The sequence below is a fragment of the Pantoea sp. paga genome (genome assembly GCF_007558755.1).
Lineage (GTDB): Bacteria > Pseudomonadota > Gammaproteobacteria > Enterobacterales > Enterobacteriaceae > Pantoea > Pantoea agglomerans.
This window is the reverse complement of sequence record NZ_VLTF01000006.1, coordinates 192,669-209,452: the sequence shown is the minus strand read 5'-3', so window position 1 is coordinate 209,452 and position 16,784 is coordinate 192,669. Positions and strand designations below refer to the sequence as shown.

The 16,784-nt window shown below is 57.9% G+C and carries 13 protein-coding genes and 1 other annotated feature; of the genes, 8 read left to right on the top strand and 5 right to left on the bottom strand.

Features of this window, described 5'->3' with window-relative positions; all coding sequences use genetic code 11:
- Positions 1–9 precede the first annotated feature (9 nt).
- Entirely contained in the window at positions 10–3,627 is a 3,618-nt protein-coding gene (uca, locus tag FOV68_RS16930; protein WP_143991246.1) for an urea carboxylase, read from the bottom strand.
- A 2-nt stretch (positions 3,628–3,629) separates the two neighbouring features.
- A complete protein-coding gene (gene atzF / locus FOV68_RS16925) occupies positions 3,630–5,426 on the bottom strand; it encodes an allophanate hydrolase (RefSeq protein ID WP_143991245.1) in 1,797 nt (598 codons plus the stop codon).
- A gap of 269 nt (positions 5,427–5,695) precedes the next feature.
- Between atzF and sltY the strand changes: the two genes are divergently transcribed.
- Both sltY and trpR read left to right on the top strand, forming a co-directional pair.
- Positions 5,696–7,615: a murein transglycosylase gene (sltY, locus tag FOV68_RS16920; RefSeq protein ID WP_033756501.1), complete on the top strand. Its 1,920-nt coding sequence runs from the start codon at positions 5,696–5,698 to the stop codon at positions 7,613–7,615.
- 45 nt (positions 7,616–7,660) lie between these two features.
- The gene (gene trpR, locus FOV68_RS16915; RefSeq protein ID WP_031594483.1) at positions 7,661–7,981 is read left to right on the top strand and encodes a trp operon repressor; all 321 of its coding nucleotides are present in this window, start codon (positions 7,661–7,663) and stop codon (positions 7,979–7,981) included.
- On the opposite strand, the gene yjjX is transcribed toward trpR, so the two are convergent.
- Positions 7,982–8,500: an inosine/xanthosine triphosphatase gene (gene yjjX, locus FOV68_RS16910; protein WP_010671697.1), complete on the bottom strand. Its 519-nt coding sequence runs from the start codon at positions 8,498–8,500 to the stop codon at positions 7,982–7,984.
- 206 nt (positions 8,501–8,706) lie between these two features.
- On the opposite strand from yjjX, the gene gpmB reads away from it, so the two are divergent.
- Positions 8,707–9,354 (top strand): 2,3-diphosphoglycerate-dependent phosphoglycerate mutase GpmB, encoded by a 648-nt coding sequence (gene gpmB / locus FOV68_RS16905; RefSeq protein ID WP_010253664.1) that lies wholly within the window; start codon positions 8,707–8,709, stop codon positions 9,352–9,354.
- 40 nt (positions 9,355–9,394) lie between these two features.
- On the opposite strand, the gene robA is transcribed toward gpmB, so the two are convergent.
- Positions 9,395–10,276 (bottom strand): MDR efflux pump AcrAB transcriptional activator RobA, encoded by an 882-nt coding sequence (gene robA / locus FOV68_RS16900; protein ID WP_031594485.1) that lies wholly within the window; start codon positions 10,274–10,276, stop codon positions 9,395–9,397.
- A gap of 194 nt (positions 10,277–10,470) precedes the next feature.
- Here robA and creA point away from each other — a divergent pair, with 194 nt between their 5' ends.
- Positions 10,471–10,944: a protein CreA gene (gene creA / locus FOV68_RS16895; protein WP_010253671.1), complete on the top strand. Its 474-nt coding sequence runs from the start codon at positions 10,471–10,473 to the stop codon at positions 10,942–10,944.
- A 71-nt stretch (positions 10,945–11,015) separates the two neighbouring features.
- Here creA and arcA read toward each other — a convergent pair whose 3' ends face one another.
- Positions 11,016–11,732, bottom strand: coding sequence for a two-component system response regulator ArcA (arcA, locus tag FOV68_RS16890; RefSeq protein ID WP_010253677.1), 717 nt, complete (start codon positions 11,730–11,732; stop codon positions 11,016–11,018).
- Between the two features lie 609 nt (positions 11,733–12,341).
- Here arcA and FOV68_RS16885 point away from each other — a divergent pair.
- The 4 genes from FOV68_RS16885 (at position 12,342) to thrB (ending at position 16,781) form a co-directional block, all read left to right on the top strand.
- Positions 12,342–13,046 (top strand): tRNA/rRNA methyltransferase, encoded by a 705-nt coding sequence (locus FOV68_RS16885; RefSeq protein WP_069025805.1) that lies wholly within the window; start codon positions 12,342–12,344, stop codon positions 13,044–13,046.
- A gap of 188 nt (positions 13,047–13,234) precedes the next feature.
- Complete coding sequence (gene thrL, locus FOV68_RS16880) at positions 13,235–13,303, top strand: thr operon leader peptide (protein ID WP_071591720.1); 69 nt, start codon at positions 13,235–13,237, stop codon at positions 13,301–13,303.
- Positions 13,242–13,360, top strand: a sequence feature (Thr leader region). (Overlaps the previous gene by 62 nt.)
- A gap of 26 nt (positions 13,361–13,386) precedes the next feature.
- Positions 13,387–15,849 (top strand): bifunctional aspartate kinase/homoserine dehydrogenase I, encoded by a 2,463-nt coding sequence (gene thrA / locus FOV68_RS16875; protein WP_039386439.1) that lies wholly within the window; start codon positions 13,387–13,389, stop codon positions 15,847–15,849.
- Between the two features lie 2 nt (positions 15,850–15,851).
- The gene (gene thrB, locus FOV68_RS16870) at positions 15,852–16,781 is read left to right on the top strand and encodes a homoserine kinase (protein ID WP_039386442.1); all 930 of its coding nucleotides are present in this window, start codon (positions 15,852–15,854) and stop codon (positions 16,779–16,781) included.
- Positions 16,782–16,784: the final 3 nt, after the last annotated feature.

Sequence of the window (16,784 nt, the reverse complement as noted above, 5' to 3'; positions counted from 1 at the left end):
TACCGCTCCTTATTCCAGCCACAGCAGGTTATCGCCAGGACTGACCGGACGGCCCGCCTGGCAGGCAATCTGCGTCACACGACCGGCCTGCGGGGCGACTATCGCCAGCTCCATCTTCATCGCCTCTACGATAATCAGCGTCTGCCCGGCGCTGACCTCGTCGCCCGGCTGCACCAGCACTTTCCAGATGTTGCCATTGAGATCCGCCTGCACCGCCAGCCCGTTCTCCTCCTCTTCGCTGACGCTGGCGCGCGTTTCATCCTCCGGCGGCGCGTTCTGCTCCTCCTGCGCCCATAGCTGCACTTCCTGTTCAAAGGCGGCGGCCTGGCGCTGGCGGAACGCTGCAATTTCAGCGGCGTGGTCGGCGAGGAACTGCTGGTGGGCGGCAAAATCAAACTGCGTCTCTTCAATACGCAGGCTGGCGCGCCCTTCGCGGAAATCTTCGCGCAGCTGGGTCAGTTCGGTTTCACTCACCGGATAGAAGCGCACCTGATCGAAGAAGCGCAGCAGCCACGGCGCATCGGTAGCGAACTGCGGGTTTTTCAGGAAGGTATTCCAGATGGGCAGCGTGCGGCCCACCAGCTGATAGCCGCCGGGCGAATCCATGCCGTAGATGCACATGTACATGCCGCCGATCCCTACGGTGCCTTCGGCGGTGAAGGTGCGAGCCGGACTGTATTTGGAACTCAGCAGACGATGGCGTGGATCGATCGGAACGGCACAGGGAGCGCCAAGGTAGACGTCGCCCAACCCCAGCACCAGATAGCTGGCGTTGAACAGAGTGTCGCGCATCTCATCGCGGCTGCTTAAGCCGTTAATCCGCTGGATAAAGTCCACGTTGTTAGGCAGCCAGGGGGCGCTGGCACGCACCGTCTCCTGATAGCGGCTGACGGCACCCAGCGTGGCGCTGTCTTCAAATGCCATCGGCATCCACACCACGCGGGAGGGCACTTTCAGCGTGCTGACGTCGCCCAGCGTCGCTTCCAGCGCCAGCAGCAGCGACATCAGCCCGGACTGGTTAATGATGCGGCTGTCGTAGCGCACCTGCAGCGAACGCACGCCAGGCGACAGCTCTTCTACGCCAGGCTCCGCCTGCGCCGTCAGCGCATTCATCAGCAGATGGACACGCAGACGCAGCGCCAGATCCAGTACGTTGTCGCCATACTCAATCAGCACATATTTGTCGCCCGCCTGGCGATAGACCACTTTCGGCGTGCTGGCGGTGGCCTCCAGAGCGGCCAGAATCGTGGCGGAGCCGTGGGCAGTTTCGGCCAGTGACGGCACGGCAAACGTGGGCGGATGCTCAGGCCGCAATGTCTCAATCAGATGCATCTGCGCTTTTTCCCGCGCCAGCGCATCGTCTGCGGTGATGGGGTGGAAGCGGATGGTGTCGCCAGGTTTAACCTGGCCCACTTTCCACAGCTCGGCTTTGGCGATGGTCACCGGACAGACAAAGCCGCCGAGGCTTGGGCCGTCGTGCGTCAGGATCACCGGGAAGTCGCCGGTAAAATTGACCGCGCCAATGGCATATTCACAGTCGTGAACGTTGGAGGGATGCAGGCCCGCTTCGCCGCCGTTGGCGCGGGTCCAGGTCGGTTTCAGGCCGACCAGCCGCACGCCGAGACGGTTGGAGTTGTAGTGCACCTGCCAGTCGCTGGCAAAAAAAGCATCGATGGCGGCCTGGGTGAAGAAATCCGGTGCGCCGTGCGGGCCGTAGAGCACGCCGATGCGCCACTCGCTGCCGTAGTGCGGAATCAGCGCCGCATCGAGCGGCTGCGGATCGCTGACCGGGGCAGGCGTGGTGCAGGCTGCCCGCTCAGGCTGGGAGATCGCCAGCATATCGGCAACCCGCAGGGTGCGTCCGGCGTGACCGCCAAACTGGCCCAGCGAAAAGGTGCTGCGGCTGCCAAGATACTCCGGCACGTCGAAGCCGTTACGGACTGCCAGATAGCTGCGGCAGCCCGTCCGGGCGCGTCCCAGCGCCAGAGTCTGTCCCGCTTTCACCGCCAGCGGCTGCCAGGTGCTGACCGGTTCGCCCTCCAGCGTGGCATCGCAGTCAGCACCGGTCAGCGCCACGATGGCAGCACAATGGAAACGCAGCGTCGGCCCCTGCAGGGTAAATTCCAGCCCCGCCGCCGCGTCATGATTACCGACGATGCGGTTAGCCAGCCGGAAAGCGAAGTCATCCATCGGGCCGGAAGGCGGCACGCCGATATCCCAGTAGCCGAGGCGGCCAGGATAGTCCTGAACCGAACTGAAGGTACCGGGTTGCAGCACTTCCACCACGGAGGAGGCAGGCACCACGCTGTCGAGGTAGCGCGTCCAGACGTTGCCGCTGCGAAACGCGTCGCTGGCGGTAATCTGGCGCAGATAGTCGAGGTTGGTGGCGATACCGTGCAGCTGAGTGGCATCCAGCGCATGGTGAAGTTTTTCCAGAGCAGCATCGCGGGTGTCGGCATGCACGATCAGTTTGGCGATCATCGGATCGTAGAAGCTGGAGACCTCGCTGCCGGTTTCGATGCCGCTGTCGACCCGCACGCCGTCAGGGAAAGTTACGCCGGTTAGCAGGCCGGGGCTGGGCTGAAAGTTCTTCAGTGGATCTTCCGCATAGAGCCGCACTTCAATGGCTGCGCCCTGCGGCGCCTGCTGCAGACGTGACCAGTCAACCGCATCGCCCGCCGCCACCTGCAACATGCACTCCACCAGATCGAGTCCGGTGACGCACTCAGTGACCGGATGCTCCACCTGCAGGCGGGTGTTCACTTCCAGAAAGTAAAAGGCCTGCTGGTCAACGTCGTAGATATACTCCACGGTGCCTGCGCTGCGGTAGTTCACCCGCTCGCCGAGCCGCACGGCCGAGGCGAGCAGGGCATCACGCGTCGCCGGAGACAGACCGGGCGCGGGCGTCTCTTCCACCACCTTTTGATTGCGGCGCTGCAGTGAGCAGTCGCGTTCACCCAGTGCGACCACAGTGCCGTTACCGTCACCAAAAATCTGCACTTCTACATGGCGGGCGCGATCGATGCAGCGCTCCAGAAACACGCCCGCATCACTGAAGAACTGCTCGCCAAGACGGCGTACGCTCTCCCAGGCGCTGGCGAGCGCACCGGCGTCGGCGCAGCGCGTCAGGCCAATGCCGCCGCCGCCCGCCGTGCTTTTCAGCATCACCGGATAGCCGATCTTATCGGCCGCCTGCATCGCCTCCTCCAGCGACGCAAGCAGCGGTGTACCTGGCGTCATCGGTACACCCGCACTGGCTGCCAGCTCACGGGCACGGTGTTTAAGGCCGAACTCACCAATCTGCTGCGCGGTGGGGCCGACAAAGGCGATGCCCGCCGCTTCGCAGGCTTCGGCAAACGGCTGGCTTTCTGAAAGAAAACCGTAGCCCGGCCAGATAGCCTGCGCGCCGCTCTGCTGAGCCGCCGCCAGAATTTTGTCGATGCGCAGATAGCTGTCGCTGGCCTTATCGCCGCCCAGCGCGATAGCAATATCCGCCTGCTTAACGTGCTGCGCGTTGCGGTCAGCATCTGAATAGACCGCGACACTTTTGACGCCCAGGCGCTTCAGCGTCCGAATGGCGCGACAGGCAATTTCGCCGCGGTTGGCAATCAGTACGGTGGTGAACATAATCAGTGACTCCCCTGTGATGCCAGCCAGTTGCGCCAGCCGCCCGTCTCAGTAATCTCCAGCGCGTTGTTCAGCGCCGCGCCTTCGCAGATAAAGCCTTTCACCACCCGGCCATCCGCCAGCGTCAGGCTGCCGATGCCCAGCGGTGCGGGAATCTCCGCCACAAACTCACCAAAGCGCGCCAGCGGGATATCCCACAGCTCCACGGTGATAGCGGCGCCCTGTTCGTCACGCATCAGGCCGGGTTTTTTGATCGCGCCCTCCAGCAGGGCAAACAGGCGATAGTGTGGCGCGGTCTTCGTCTCTTCCACCCAGACGGCATGGCGATCGGTGAGCTGGAAATTAAGCGGCATTCCGGTGAGATGCGCGCCCACTACCGCCAGCCGGACATGGTCGGCGGAGGCGGGCAGGCTGGTACGCCAGGCAGGGCAGGGCTGGCCGGTCGCGCCCAGCGGCAGGGCGAGCTGCTGCTGCCAGCGAATGCCAAATTCAGCCAGCGCCCGATCGTGCCAGGCGGGCGCAATCAGCGTGATGCCTGCCGGGAGATCGTCATTGCGAAACGGTGCGGGCAGCGCCAGCGCGGCGAGGTCGGCAAGGTTGGTAAAGTTGGTATAGGTGCCGAACTGCGAGTTGTAGTGAATCGGCTCCTGCTTCATCTCCTCCAGGGTATGAATCGTGGGCGAGGTCGGCACCACCAGCACGTCAAACTGTGCCAGCGTCTGCTGAATCTGGCGCGTCAGTTCGGCTCGCAGATACTCCGCCTTATAGGCATCGACTGCGCTGTATTTCAGGCCGCTGGCGATAATCTCGTGTACCACCGGATCCATCTCCGCCGGGCGATCAAGCATCCCGCCCACCGCCGCCGTGCGTTCAGCGACCCAGGCACCGTAGTAAAGCTGTTCAGCCAGCTTCCGGAACGGGGTGAAGTCGATGGGGTGCAGCGTCACGCCACCCGCCTGCAACGCCTCCAGCGCCTGGTCCCAGGCGGCTTCGGCGGCGGCATCATCAAAAAACTCCGGGTTCAAAGGTACAGCAAAATGGGGATGGACGGGCAGGCTGGCCGGGGCGGTGCGCGGATTAATGCGCGAATAGGCGTCACCGGCATCATAGCCACCCATGACGCTGGCAACGCTAAAGGCATCTTCTGCCGTCAGCGCAAACACGGAAATCGTGTCGTTGAGGCGGCAGGCGGGCACCACGCCGCGTGCAGAGAACCAGCCCTTGGTCGGTTTCAGTCCGACAATATTGTTAAAGCCCGCCGGAACGCGGCCCGATCCCGCAGTATCGGTGCCCAGTGAAAAGGCGACCAGCCCGCGCGCCAGCACCGACGCGGAGCCGGAGCTGGAGCCGCCACTGACGTAATCGGCATCAAAGGTGTTACTGACCGCGCCAAACGGGGAGCGGGTGCCCACCAGGCCAGTAGCGAACTGATCGAGGTTAGTTTTGCCGATGACTATCGCGCCGGCGGCTTTTAGCCGGGCGACCGCTACCGCGTCTTCGCTGGCGGTATAGGTAAAGGCGGGGCAGGCGGCGCTGGTCGGCCAGCCCGCCACATCAATGTTGTCTTTGACGGCGAAGGGAACACCAAACAGCGGCAGCGAGCCGGGATCGCGCTGATAGTGCGCCAGCAGGGGCTCAATCTGTGCCGCTAACTGCTCCGGTGTCGCCAGATAAATCCAGGCATTATCCTGAGGATCGAGTGCCGCCAGGTGTGCGCTCAGCAGCGAAGTAATTTGTTGCGGCGCCTGCTGATAGCGCTGCTGCCAGGCGTGAAGCGTCAGGCCAAAGGTTGAAGTCATACGAAGAATTCCAGCTGGTATACAAGATGGAATTCAACAGAGCAAAGGCTGTGCCACTTTTTTAACGTAATGATTCAACAGTTTAATGCGTGCAGTGATAAGATTTTCTGATGATAATTTGCACAATTACGGCGCGCACGCTGAGCGATGACGGTGCGTTTACCTTTCGTGTGCGTAAATTTTGTGAAGAACATGGCAAGAGTCCGGTGGCCTGGTTAGCATGAAGACTGTCTGGCAACTCGCCGGCCCCAGCAACAGAGGAGATTTACGTGGTGAAGTGGCGTAACTGGATAATAGGGATCTGCATGGCCGGCACGGCCAGCAGCGCATGGGCCGATTCGCTTGATCAACAACGGCAACGTTATCAACAAATTAAACAGGCCTGGGACAGCAATCAGATGGCCACCGTGGATCAGCTGTTGCCTACGCTACAGGATTATCCGCTCTATCCTTATCTGCAATATCGCCTGCTGGCACAGGATCTCGATCAGGAGACCACCCTGGCGGTACAGAACTTTATTCGCCAGTATCCAACGTTGCCACCCGCGCGTTCGCTCAGCACACGTTTTATTAATGTGCTGGCTTACCGACAGGACTGGCAGGGTGTGCTGAACTTCAGTCCGACCGAACCTAAGCCGGTGCAGGCACGCTGTAACTGGTATTACGCCAAATGGGCTACCGGTCAGCAGCAGGCCGCGTTTGACGGCGCGAAGCAGATCTGGCTGCGCGGCACGGCGCTGCCCGCGGACTGCGATAAGCTCTTTTCGGTCTGGCAGGCGTCCGGTCAGATTTCGCCGATTACGATCCTGGAGCGTATCCGGCTGGCGATGAAAGCAGGCAACGACAGCCTGGTGAGCTATCTGGCGAAAACGTTGCCTACTGACTATCAGACCATGTCTGACGCGATACAGGCTCTGCAGCAGGATCCCTTAACGGTCAGCACCTTCGCCAGCGCCGTCGGGCCAACCGACTTTACCCGCCAGGCGACGATTTACGCCTTTACGCGTGTGGCGCGGCAGGACATGGAAAATGCCCGCAGCCTGATTCCGATCCTGGTCCGGGCGCAGAAGATGGGACCGGAAGATGAGCAGGCACTGAAGGAGATTGTGGTCTGGCGCATGATGGGCAGCGATCTCACCTCTGAGCAGGCACGCTGGCGCGATGCGGTGGTGATGAACAGCGAGTCCACCGCGCTGGTAGAACGCCGGGTACGACTGGCACTCTCTCAGCATGACCGACGCGGCCTCAACACCTGGATCGCCCGTCTGCCGCTGGAAGCCAAAGAGAAAGATGAGTGGCAGTACTGGCAGGCCGATCTGCTGTTTGAGAAAGATCGCAAAGAGGAAGCGGAAGAGATCCTGCGCAAACTGATGCAGGCGCGTGGCTTCTATCCAATGGTGGCCGCGCAGCGGCTGGGCGTTGACTACCCGTTGCAGGTGGATGAAGCGCCGAAGCCTGACAGTGCCACGGTGCAGGGACCGGAGCTGGCCCGCGTTCGCGAGCTGATGTACTGGGGTCTGGATAACCTGGCGCGCAGCGAGTGGAGCAATCTGATCGGCAGCCGCACGCACACGCAGCAGCAGATGCTGGCGCGCTACGCCAATGAGCAGGACTGGTGGGATCTCAGCGTTCAGGCGACCATCACTGCCAAAATGTGGGACAGCCTGAAAGAGCGTTTCCCGCTGGCGTGGCAGAGCGTCTATGAGCGCAACACCGCGGTGAAGCAGATCCCGCCGAGCTATGCGATGGCGATTTCGCGTCAGGAGAGCGCCTGGAATCCGAAAGCGCGTTCACCGGTCGGCGCCAGCGGTCTGATGCAGATTATGCCTGCCACGGCGGCGCATACCGTGAAGATGTACAACATCCCTGGCTACAGCAACACCAGCCAGTTGCTCGATCCGGAAACCAATATTCAGATCGGCACCCAGTATCTGGAATATGTCTATCAGCAGTTCAACCAGAACCGGATATTCGCCTCGGCGGCCTACAATGCCGGGCCGGGCCGGGTGCGAAGCTGGCAGAAAACCAGTGCAGGCAATCTTGATGCCGTCGCGTTTATCGAGACCATCCCGTTCTCTGAAACGCGTGGCTATGTGAAGAATGTGCTGGCGTACGACGCCTACTATCGTCACTTCATGGGCAAGCCTGACAAGATCCTGTCAGATGCTGAGTGGAATCGCCGTTACTAGCTGTGCTAAGCTTCCGTACTCTTTAGCGAGTACGGAAGCCTCTTCATGACCCATTCTGATTCCCCCTCTACCGATGCGCATCCGGCAGAAGATAGCTGGCAGCGCTTTGTCGTGCTGATGCAGCAGGCCTTTGCTGATGGTCATGCGCTGCCACTGATGCAACTGATGATGACGCCCGACGAGCGGGAAGCGTTCGGCACCCGTCTGCGGATTATCGAAGAGTTAATGAACGGCAAGATGAGCCAGCGCGAGCTGAAAAATGAGCTCGGCGTTGGCATCGCGACCATTACCCGTGGCTCGAACAGCCTGAAAGAGGCGCCGCCGGAGCTGAAACGCTGGCTGGAAGCGCGTCTGGGACGCGCCTGATCACTGCTGGTAAAGCGGATGGATGAACGGGCAGAGCGCCAGAATCAGTGCCTGATGATAGACACTGGAGCGGCTGAGCAGGCCGTTTGTGAACGCCCCGATAGCGCCACCCTGGTGTTTGATATTTTCGATGCCGGTTAACCGCGCCATCTCGTCGCCCAGCTCCCGCCCTTCACGCAGACCCGCCAGCACCACCGGCGGCAGGGTGAAACTGGCCGAGCGCGATTCGCCGCGCTGCTTCTGATTTTCTACCACCATCCAGGCAAACGCGCTGTCATCTTCGATGCCCGCCTCAATCGCTACCCAGAACGCCGCTTCTGGCCGGACCTGCCGGGCATTCATTACGCGCTGACGTGCGCCAGTTCGCGTTTCGAGATGAGTTAACGGTTGTGCTGCTACGCCGCTATCGACCTCGACCCCTTCAATATGGCAGGATCCCTCGCCGAAAACGTCGTTGAATGCCTGAGCAATCGCATGAATTTTCGCTGGATTGGTGGTGGCTGCGACAACATGGTACATAATTGGTTGAACCCTCAGGTGATTAAGCGCCTGGCCTATCGGGCTGTTTGATTTGTCATTCTGAACCCGGGCAGTGCTCACAATCCTCACGTACTTCCTGTACGCGCCGGATGTTTCGCGCTCTCCGTGTGCAGACTGACTGCAACAATGACGCCTGATGGGGTAAGCTCTAAAGCGATTTTTGTCGCAGTATAACGGAAACTAACATGCTACAGGTCTATCTTGTTCGTCACGGTGAAACGGTATGGAATGCGGAGCGTCGCATTCAGGGTCAGTCCGACAGTCCGCTGACGGAAAAAGGTGAGCAGCAAGCCTGGCAGGTGGGTGAGCGCGTGAAACATCTGGGCATTACGCACATTATTGCCAGCGATCTGGGGCGTACGCGCCGCACTGCAGAGATTATTGCGGATGCCTGCGGCTGCTCAGTAACGCTTGATCCGCGGTTGCGTGAGCTGAATATGGGGGTGCTGGAGAAGCGTCCGCTGGATGGCTTAACCGCGGAAGAAGAGCAGTGGCGTGCCACGCTGGTCAACGGCACCGAAGGGGGCCGTATTCCTGAAGGGGAGTCGATGACTGAGATGGCGACGCGCATGCATGCCGCGCTGAATGCCTGTCTTGATCTTCCAGCCGGAAGCCGTCCACTGCTCGTCAGTCACGGTATGGCGCTGGGGGCGCTGGTCAGCACGATTCTCGGTCTGCCCGCCTATGCGGAACGTCGTCTGCGTCTGCGCAACTGCTCACTCTCACGTGTCGATTATCAGCAGAGCGCCTGGCTGGCAGAAGGCTGGATTGTCGAGACGGCGGGGGATATTTCCCATCTGGATGCGCCTGCACTCGACGAGCTTCAACGCTGATTTACCTGAGGCTGCCGTCGCGATGACGGCAGCCTTAACGTCAGCTGGCTACGGTCTGGCGGCGAATGGGAATCAGATATTCGCAACGGATCTCGGTCGGTGGCTCAGCGCGTTTTTTACCGCCATCGGTATAAAAACGTTCGATGTCCTGTCCCTGACGACGGGTCAGCCCCAGCGTTGGCATGCAGGTGCCATAGAGCAGCAGAATAAACTCCTGCAGATTAACGCGTGGGCCGGTATAGGTGAACTGCACGTAGTCGCCCGCTTCCAGAATCACGCTCTGGCCGGAGTGCAGATTGACCGCGCTGTCAGCAGGCACCGCCGTGGTGTAGAGGATCTCCTGCTCGTCATCTTTTTCCTGGCTGGCTCGCACCTGATGCAGGCCATACAGCACCGGCGGCACCGTGTCGGTTTCCAGCAGGAACTGCTTCCAGAAGTGCATACGCATCTCGTCGCGGTAGCTGGAAATCTGCTCCAGAATACAGGTGTAACTTTGGGTTTGTCCCACCAGCACCGTTTCCGGCAGGGTGACGTAAGCCGGTTCCGGCTGCGTCTCATCGTCCAGGCGAATAGGGGGACGGATACCGAACGAGTTCCATTCGGAAGAGCGGCGATACCACGCTGGTGTCTGAGCAAACTGTTTTTTGAATGCGCGAGTAAAAGTCTGTTGTGAATCAAAACGATACTGCAGTGCGATGTCCAGAATCGGGCGGCTGGTCAGGCGCAGCGCCACGGCGGCTTTAGACAGACGACGTGCACGAATATAGGCACCTATTGCGTGTCCGGTTACGTCTTTAAACATCCTCTGTAAATGCCATTTAGAGTAACCGGCTTTCTGGGCAACATTGTCCAGTGAAAGGGGTTGATCCAGATGGCTCTCCAGCCAGACAAGCAAATCGCGAATGATACCGGCTTGGTCCATAAAACATCCTCATACTCTGGTGGTGCAGCTAAACGCATTCGAAGAATATTAGCACTCATTGCTCAAAAGACGTGGGCCGTTTTCCGGGGAAGGTTGTGCTAAATCAGTACGGGCTTCAACCCGTTTTGGTTTGGTCATTAACTCGATTAACAGTACATTACATTCTCATCTATTCCATTTGCAATGGTAACTCCATGACAATATTCCGACTTATGATCGCTGCGCTGACCACGCTGACCTTTTCCAGCCCGCTGTTTGCCGAACAGATTGGCTCTGTTGATACGGTATTCAAGATATTCGGGCCTGACCACAAGATTGTCGTTGAGGCTTTCGATGATCCGGACGTTAAAAATGTAACCTGTTATATCAGCCGGGCGAAAACCGGGGGTATTAAAGGCGGACTGGGTCTGGCAGAAGATACCTCTGATGCCGCGATTTCCTGTCAGCAGGTGGGTCCGGTCGAGCTGAGTGATAAAATCGCGCAGGGCAAAGCAGAGGGTGAAGTGGTATTCCGCCAGCGCACCTCATTGATCTTCAAGAAGCTGCAGGTTGTACGCTTCTTCGACAAAAAGCGCAACGCCCTGGTCTATCTGACCTATTCCGATAAAGTGGTTGATGGCTCACCGAAAAATGCGATCAGCGCCGTGCCGATTATGCCGTGGCACTGATTATGCCGTCACACTAAGGACAAAAAAAACGCCCGCAGGGGCGTTTTTTATTTGCCGCGTCTGACAGGGGCTTAATCCTGCAGGTCGCCGCAGAAGCGATAACCTTCACCATGAATGGTGGCGATGATCTCTGGCGTGTCCGGCGTTGATTCGAAATGCTTACGAATACGACGGATGGTGACATCGACGGTGCGATCGTGTGGCTTGAGGTCGCGGCCGGTCATTTTTTTCAGCAGATCGGCACGGGTCTGAATTTTGCCCGGGTTTTCGCAGAAGTGCAGCATGGCGCGGAACTCACTGCGTGGCAGTTTGTAGTGCTCGCCGTTCGGGTTGATCAGTGAGCGGCTGTTGATATCCAGCTCCCAACCGTTGAACTTGTAGCTCTCCACCTGACGACGCTCTTCGCCTGGCATGGCCAGATTCATGGTGCGCGACAGCAGGTTGCGGGCACGAATAGTCAGCTCACGTGGATTAAACGGTTTGGTGATGTAGTCGTCAGCGCCAATTTCCAGACCAAGAATTTTATCGACTTCGTTGTCACGGCCGGTCAGGAACATCAGGGCGACATTGGCCTGCTCACGCAGTTCACGGGCCAGCAACAGGCCGTTTTTCCCGGGCAGGTTGATGTCCATGATGACCAGGTTAACGTCATTGTCGGTCAGCACCTGATGCATTTCAGCACCATCAGTCGCCTCATACACCACATAACCTTCCGCCTCAAAAATACTCTTGAGGGTATTACGCGTGACCAGTTCGTCTTCAACGATAAGAATGTGCGGGGTCTGCATGTTTAGCTACCTAAAATTTGCCAACAAATTGAAAACAGGGCGTACAGCGGTATGGCGTTCTCCATCATCGAGAGCGGCGGGCCGCGCTGAACCGTTGTGCGAAATCATATTTTGATAAGCCATCTATCAACGTCAACAACAGTATTAGCTCAGCCAGTCAGGATGAAAATTGCATGCCCCGGGCGTTAATGATAATGGCGCATATCCTAACTGTATTAACAGCAACCTAACAGCACCAACTACAACCGATAAGCATAAAAACAACGCTTCGTTGACTTATATCAAATGCAATTGTAGCACGTTAACACTTTTGTGAAAAACTTCTCGCAGATTGCCTGTTTAGCTCACAAAAAGCATCATTTTCGTTACATTTTTTACGCAGCAGGACCAAAATAAAACCCGCCGGAAATCACATTCTATCTCTTTGAAGTTAAATGGATTAATAATGTTTTCTTTAATAAGGCTGGTTTCAGTGATAAAAAGATTCAGGCCATCACTTTTAACCAGTTTTAACATGGTTAACACTGGATTTTCTTATTACCTTCTGGCGACTGAATCATTAACAGCCATGTTAATATGGCGTTATGTTAATGGACCAATGGAATAAATATGCTTTTTCCCCTGATTCTCGTCTCGCCCGCGCGGCCAGAAAATATCGGCGCTGCGGCCCGTGCCATGAAAACCATGGGATTCAGCCAGCTGCGCATCGTTGCCAGTGACGCATGGCAGGATCCCGCAGCGCGCCGGGTGGCACATGGTGCCGGCGAAATTCTCGACAACGTTCAGACCTTTGCAACCCTGGCCGACGCGTTAGCGGACATCGATTTTTCGGTCGCGACCACCGCGCGCAGCCGGGCAAAGTTTCGTTATTACGCCACACCGGAGCAGGTTGAAACGCAGCTGCTGGAGAAACGCCAGTGGGTAAACAGTATGGCGCTGGTGTTTGGCCGCGAAGATAGCGGGCTGACCAACGAGGAGCTGGAGCAGGTAGACCTGCTGACCGGCATCCCGATGGCGAATGACTATCCTTCACTCAATCTCGGACAGGCGGTGATGGTCTACTGCTATCAGCTGTCGAAGCTGAATCAGGTTGAGGCACCAAAAGCCTCTGCGGCGGATGGGCAGCAGTTGCAGGCGCTGCGTCAGCGTTTCCATCAGCTGCTGGCGCAACTGGAGGTCAGTGATGATGAGAAGCTGTCAGACTGGATCGATCAGCGGGTGGGTCTGCTGGAACAGCGCGACAGTGCGATGCTGCATCGTCTGCTGCACGATATTGAAAAAAAACTCACAGATAAATCCTCGGCAAAAAGCTGATTTTACAGCAACAGATCGCAGAGAATTTCTGCATCGCAAACGATCGAACAGCGTTTTACGGTTTCACCGGTGGCTGTGCGCAGTGGTGGAAATCTGTCCGCCGGACAAATCGGGTTGACTTAATGTGCGCTTTGCTTTACTTCTGGAAGCAAGACGGACAGACAAAAACAGACAGAAAATAAATCTAAATGCGTAAAATCAGCCTGAACACCACAATTATTACCACCACCATTACCACAGGTAACGGTGCGGGCTGACGCATACAGGAAAAACAGAAAATAAGCCCGCACCTAAACAGTGCGGGCTTTTTTTTCGGCTTAAATTCAGGAGAGTTTATATTATGCGAGTGCTGAAATTCGGCGGGACCTCGGTAGCGAATGCGGAGCGGTTTCTTCGCGTCGCTGACATTCTGGAAAGTAATGCGCAACAAGGACAGGTTGCAACCGTGCTCTCTGCGCCAGCAAAGATCACTAACCATCTGGTGGCGATGATTGAAAAAACCATCAGTGGTCAGGATGCTTTGCCGAATATCAGCGACGCCGAACGTATCTTCAGCGAGTTGTTGCTGGGACTGGCTGATGCGCAGCCGGGCTTTGAGTACGATCGACTGAAAACCCGCGTTGACCTGGAGTTTGCGCAGCTGAAGCAGGTTCTGCACGGTATCAGCCTGCTGGGACAGTGCCCGGACAGCGTCAACGCGGCGATTATCTGCCGCGGTGAAAAACTCTCGATTGCGATCATGGAAGCGCTGCTGCAGGCGCGCGGCCATGAGGTCAGCGTGATCGATCCGGTAGAGAAATTGCTGGCGGTTGGCCACTACCTTGAATCTACTGTCGATATCGCTGAATCAACCCGCCGTATTGAAGCGAGTCAGATTCCGCCGCAGAACATGATCCTGATGGCGGGCTTCACGGCCGGTAACGAGCGAGGCGAGCTGGTCGTACTGGGCCGTAACGGTTCTGACTATTCAGCCGCTGTGCTGGCCGCCTGTCTGCGCGCCGACTGCTGTGAAATCTGGACTGATGTGGATGGCGTCTATACCTGCGATCCGCGTCAGGTGCCGGATGCGCGCCTGCTGAAGTCGATGTCCTATCAGGAGGCGATGGAGCTCTCCTATTTTGGCGCCAAAGTGCTGCATCCCCGCACCATCGCACCCATTGCCCAGTTCCAGATCCCCTGTCTGATCAAAAACACGGCCAATCCGCAGGCACCCGGCACCCTGATTGGAGCAGAAGGCGAACAGGATGAGAACCCGGTAAAAGGCATCACCAACCTGAATAATATGGCGATGGTCAACGTCTCTGGTCCTGGCATGAAAGGGATGGTCGGGATGGCGGCCAGAGTCTTTGCGGCGATGTCGCGCACCGGCATCTCGGTGGTGCTGATCACCCAATCCTCTTCCGAATACAGCATCAGTTTCTGCGTGCCGCAGAGCGAGCTGGCGCGGGCGCGTCAGGTGCTGGAGGAGGAGTTCTATCTGGAACTGAAAGATGGCCTGCTGGATCCGCTGGATATCATTGAAAACCTGGCGGTGATTTCGGTGGTGGGCGATGGCATGCGCACGCTGCGCGGCATTTCAGCCAAATTCTTCTCGGCGCTGGCGCGCGCCAATATCAATATCGTGGCGATTGCTCAGGGCTCCTCCGAGCGTTCAATCTCGGTGGTGGTGAACAATGATGAAGTGATCACCGGGGTTCGCGTGGTGCATCAGATGCTGTTCGCCACCGATCAGGTGATCGAAGTGTTTGTGGTCGGCGTCGGCGGCGTCGGCGGCGCGCTGCTGGATCAGTTACATCGCCAGCAGGCGTGGCTGAAGAAAAAGCATATCGACCTGCGCGTCTGCGGCATCGCTAACTCCCGTGCGCTGTTAACCCACGTCCACGGCATCGATTTAAGCAACTGGCAGGCGGCATTAGGCGAAGCGAAAGAGCCGTTCAATCTCGGTCGTCTGACCCGTCTGGTGAAAGAGTATCATCTGCTCAATCCGGTGATTGTGGATTGTACTTCCAGCCAGGCGGTCGCCGATCAGTATGCTGATTTTCTCAGCGAAGGTTTCCATGTGGTGACGCCAAACAAAAAGGCCAACACCTCATCCTGGAATTACTATCAGCAGATGCGTGCCGCCGCTGCCAAATCGCGGCGTAAATTCCTTTATGATACCAACGTCGGCGCCGGACTGCCGGTGATCGAAAACCTGCAGAACCTGATGAACGCCGGTGATGAGCTGCTGCGCTTCTCCGGCATCCTCTCTGGCTCGCTGTCCTACATCTTCGGCCAGCTGGATGACGGAATGTCACTGTCGCAGGCGACAACCATGGCGCGTGAAATGGGCTTTACCGAGCCCGATCCGCGTGACGATCTCTCCGGCACCGATGTGGCGCGTAAACTGCTGATCCTGGCCCGTGAAGCGGGTCATCAGCTGGAGCTGAGCGACATTGAGATTGAGCCGCTGCTGCCCGCCAGCCTGACTGAAATCCAGGACATTGAGCAGTTTATGCAGCGTCTGCCTGAGCTGGATAACGCCTTTGCCGCCCGGGTTGCGCAGGCGCAGCATGAAGGCAAAGTATTGCGCTACGTTGGCGTAATTGAAGAGGGTGGCATCTGCAAAGTGAAGATCGACGCCGTCGACGGCAACGATCCACTCTTTAAGGTAAAAAACGGCGAGAATGCGCTGGCGTTTTACAGCCGCTACTATCAACCGATTCCGCTGGTGCTGCGCGGATACGGTGCAGGAAATGATGTCACAGCGGCTGGTGTTTTTGCCGACCTGCTGCGGACGCTGTCATGGAAGTTGGGAGTTTAATCATGGTAAAAATTTACGCACCGGCCTCGATTGGTAACGTCAGCGTCGGCTTCGATGTGCTGGGCGCGGCGGTTTCGCCGGTAGATGGCTCCCTGCTGGGTGACTGCGTCTCCGTGGAAGCGGCAGAGCAGTTTTCACTGACCAACGCCGGACGTTTTGTCAGTAAGCTGCCCGCCGATCCGAAAGAGAATATTGTTTACCAGTGCTGGCAGCGTTTCTGCCAGGAAATCGGCAAAGAGATCCCGGTGGCGATGACGCTGGAGAAGAATATGCCCATCGGCTCCGGGCTGGGTTCCAGCGCCTGCTCGGTGGTGGCCGGTTTAATGGCGATGAACGAGTTTTGCGGCAAGCCACTCAGCGACAGCACGTTACTGACCCTGATGGGCGAGCTGGAAGGGCGAATCTCCGGCAGCGTGCACTATGATAATGTCGCCCCTTGCTTCCTCGGCGGCATTCAGCTGATGCTGCAGGAGAATGACATTATCAGCCAGGCGGTGCCGGGCTTTGATGACTGGCTGTGGGTAATGGCCTATCCGGGCATTAAAGTCTCAACCGCAGAAGCGCGCGCCATTTTACCGGCACAGTACCGCAAAGAGGACTGCATCAGGCATGGCCGTTTGCTGGCCGGTTTCATTCACGCCTGCCATACGCGTCAGCCGCAGCTGGCAGCTAAACTTATGCAGGATGTGATTGCCGAACCTTACCGGACCCGGCTGCTGCCAGGTTTCACCGAGGCGCGGCAGGCCGCGAAAGATATTGGCGCACTGGCGTGCGGTATCTCAGGCTCTGGTCCGACACTTTTCGCCGTTTGCAATCAGATGGAAACGGCACAGCGGATGGCTGACTGGCTGAGCCAGCACTATCTGCAGAATGATGAAGGCTTCGTCCATATCTGCCGTCTCGACACGGCTGGCGCACGACAATTGGGATAACGC

What these genes read in the sequence shown, in the direction of transcription:
- uca (WP_143991246.1), bottom strand. Translation starts at nt 3,627, where the DNA reads ATGTTCACCACCGTACTGATTGCCAACCGCGGCGAAATTGCCTGTCGC.
- atzF (WP_143991245.1), bottom strand. Translation starts at nt 5,426, where the DNA reads ATGACTTCAACCTTTGGCCTGACGCTTCACGCCTGGCAGCAGCGCTAT.
- trpR (WP_031594483.1), top strand. Translation starts at nt 7,661, where the DNA reads ATGACCCATTCTGATTCCCCCTCTACCGATGCGCATCCGGCAGAAGAT.
- yjjX (WP_010671697.1), bottom strand. Translation starts at nt 8,500, where the DNA reads ATGTACCATGTTGTCGCAGCCACCACCAATCCAGCGAAAATTCATGCG.
- gpmB (WP_010253664.1), top strand. Translation starts at nt 8,707, where the DNA reads ATGCTACAGGTCTATCTTGTTCGTCACGGTGAAACGGTATGGAATGCG.
- robA (WP_031594485.1), bottom strand. Translation starts at nt 10,276, where the DNA reads ATGGACCAAGCCGGTATCATTCGCGATTTGCTTGTCTGGCTGGAGAGC.
- creA (WP_010253671.1), top strand. Translation starts at nt 10,471, where the DNA reads ATGACAATATTCCGACTTATGATCGCTGCGCTGACCACGCTGACCTTT.
- arcA (WP_010253677.1), bottom strand. Translation starts at nt 11,732, where the DNA reads ATGCAGACCCCGCACATTCTTATCGTTGAAGACGAACTGGTCACGCGT.
- FOV68_RS16885 (WP_069025805.1), top strand. Translation starts at nt 12,342, where the DNA reads ATGCTTTTTCCCCTGATTCTCGTCTCGCCCGCGCGGCCAGAAAATATC.
- thrA (WP_039386439.1), top strand. Translation starts at nt 13,387, where the DNA reads ATGCGAGTGCTGAAATTCGGCGGGACCTCGGTAGCGAATGCGGAGCGG.
- thrB (WP_039386442.1), top strand. Translation starts at nt 15,852, where the DNA reads ATGGTAAAAATTTACGCACCGGCCTCGATTGGTAACGTCAGCGTCGGC.